Genomic DNA, 2,385 nt, shown 5'->3' with positions numbered 1-2,385 from the left:
GCGCCGCGCCCGCGCGCGTTCGGGCGAGACCAGCGGGTTGTCGCGCGAGGGGGCGCGGGCGATGCCGGCCAGAAGCGCCGCCTGCCCCAGGCTCAGCTCGCGCGCCGAGGCGCCGAAGTACAGCGACGACGCCGCGGAAACGCCCACGGCCGCCTGCCCCAGGGGAACGCGGTTGAGGTACTGCTCCAGGATGGCGCGCTTTTCCAGGTGCGCATCCAGCCGCAGCGCCCACGCCGCCTGCCGCGCCTTGCCGCCCCAGCTGCGCGGGAGCGGTCGGAGCAGCCGCACGGTCTGCATGGTCAGCGTCGACGCGCCCGCGCGCCGGCGTCCGCGCAGGTTGTCGCGCATCGCGCGGCCCACGGCCCGCGCGTCCACGCCGGGGTGCGCGAAGAAGCGGTGGTCCTCCGCCGCCAGGAACGCCTGCACCAGCCGGGGGTCCACCTCGCCCATCCCCGTCCATCCCCCGCGGCTGCCGTCCGCCGAGCGCGTGGCCCGCAGCAGCATCCCCCCGCGGTCCTGGATCGTTAGCGCGGGCACCGGGGCCGGGCGCGCGAACTCCGCCGGCAGCGGGCGGGCGATCCATCCCGTCACCCCCAGCACGGCGGCGATGAGCACCGCCGCCGCGGGGCCGATCCAGCGGCGGACGCGCTTCACCACGCCAGCGGCCCGGAGAGCAGACATGTCTTCCCTTCGATGTCTGATAAGGTGTGGCACAGCAGACGTTCCGACGCGTATAGTTTCTTCGCGTCAGCATGCCAGGAGCGTCGCGGCCGGGGAAAACGGCCGCATTCCGCGCGTGCCGCCCCCGGCCCGCGCACTTCATTCACTCCTCCAGGGAGGCGGTCATGAAGAGGCTGAAGCTGGATGTCGAGACACTGCAGGTCGAGAGCTTCGAGTCCGTAAGCCCCGCGAGCGGCATGCGGGGCACCGTCCGCGCGCACGGCAAGGCGACGCAGGAGACGTGTGGATGCACGGAGGGATGGGACACGTGCTACACCGTGCCCGATTCGTGCGCGAACACGTGCATCGATCCAGGGGCTACCGGGTGCGGGTACTTTTCCCAGTGCGTGGGGTGGTGCGACAGCCAGTACGACTCCTGCAGCTGTCCCGGCTCCTGCGCCTGATTCCGGGGACGCCGGCCGCCACCTGAGCGGCCGGCGTCCGTCGTTTCCCGGTCCCCCGCCCCGCCGCGTCATGGCGCGGCGGGGGTGATGATGAAGGCGCCGCCGCCGCTGCGGCCGTGCACGCCGGGGTTGTACATCTCTTCCGCGTGCGCCGGGGCCATGGTGAAGCGCCCGGCGGTCGTCGCGCGCGCCAGGTAGGTCGCCGAGTACGATCCCTTCCACAGCCGTCGCGCGAAGAAGAGCACGCGGTCGTCGCGGATCTCGCGGTGGTCGAACGCCGACCACAGCCCCGCGTCCCAGCTGCCGTACGACCACGCCGACACCAGCCCCTCGTCCTCCTCCTCGCCACTGCCCTCGGCGAAGGCATCGCCGGTGAACGGGCTGACGGTGCGCAGGCTCAGGTCCACCGCCTCCAGGCCGGCGGGGAGGGGATCGTCCAGGATCACCATCTGCCGGTCGTCCGGAACGGTCAGCCGCAGCCGCACGCGCACTACCTGGCCCTCCACCACGGTGGTGACGGGGCGGCGGGTGTCCAGCGTCTCGTACCAGCGCTCGACGGCGATGCCCCGGTCCAGCGGCGTGGCCGTGGGGCGTGACACCACCTCGCGGACGGAGACGTGATAGTAGACGGGCGGGCCGCCGCCGGGTGCGTCCAGCGACAGGCGCAACGCCTGGCGCCCGTCCGGCAGCGTCGTGAGCAGCCCGGCCAGGTCCGGCACGGTGTCGCCGCGCTCGCCGTGCCGGGCGCGCGTTTCCACCAGCGTCCGCTCACCCGCGCGCAGGCGGACCGTCCGCTCCGCCGCGCCCTGCTGCGTTTCCTGGAAGCGCAGCAGCGCCAGGACCGCGGCGCCGTAGTCCTGGGTGTTCCAGGGCTCGCGCGCGTCGGCGCGGCCCTCCTGCACCAGCGTTTCCACCAGCGCGCCGATCCCCGGGTGCTCCGGCTGCACGGCCAGCGTCGCCGTCAGCAGGCGCGCGGCGGGACGCACGCGGCTGGCGAAGTAGAAGTCGCGGCGATACGCCGAGACCGGCAGCACGGCGCGCGTGCCCCGCATCTGCACGCCGTCCCACGCGGCCGTCACCAGCTGCCGCGCAGGGACGGTGGCGCCGCGCCGCATCAGCATCTCCGCCAGTCCCAACCGGTCTTCCCACGGCAGGCGCGCGGCCTGGCCCAGCAGCTGGTTCTCCGCCGGCACGTTGGGCCGGCCCAGGCGGCTGAGGAAGTCCGCCGCGGCCAGCCGCTCGCCCAGCACCCAGTCCAGCC

General features: G+C 74.0%; 2 protein-coding genes and 1 pseudogene. 1 reads left to right on the top strand and 2 read right to left on the bottom strand.

Features of this window, described 5'->3' with window-relative positions; genetic code table 11:
* A partial coding sequence (locus tag VIB55_RS15215) for a biosynthetic peptidoglycan transglycosylase (protein ID WP_331877512.1) occupies nt 1-681 on the bottom strand: 681 nt, incomplete at its 3' end.
* Between the two features lie 164 nt (nt 682-845).
* On the opposite strand from VIB55_RS15215, the gene VIB55_RS15210 reads away from it, so the two are divergent.
* Nucleotides 846-1,124, top strand: coding sequence for a hypothetical protein (locus tag VIB55_RS15210; protein ID WP_331877511.1), 279 nt, complete (start codon nt 846-848; stop codon nt 1,122-1,124).
* 68 nt (nt 1,125-1,192) lie between these two features.
* On the opposite strand, the pseudogene VIB55_RS15205 reads toward VIB55_RS15210, so the two are convergent.
* Nucleotides 1,193-2,385, bottom strand: a pseudogene (locus VIB55_RS15205) (hypothetical protein); the annotation flags it as partial.

Origin of the sequence: Longimicrobium sp. (assembly GCF_036554565.1) — a bacterium.
Lineage (GTDB): Bacteria > Gemmatimonadota > Gemmatimonadetes > Longimicrobiales > Longimicrobiaceae > Longimicrobium.
This window is presented reverse-complemented; position numbering and strand designations above follow the sequence as displayed.

Excerpts from the sequence above, each read along its gene's own strand:
- VIB55_RS15210 (WP_331877511.1), top strand. The coding sequence starts at position 846 with ATGAAGAGGCTGAAGCTGGATGTCGAGACACTGCAGGTCGAGAGCTTC.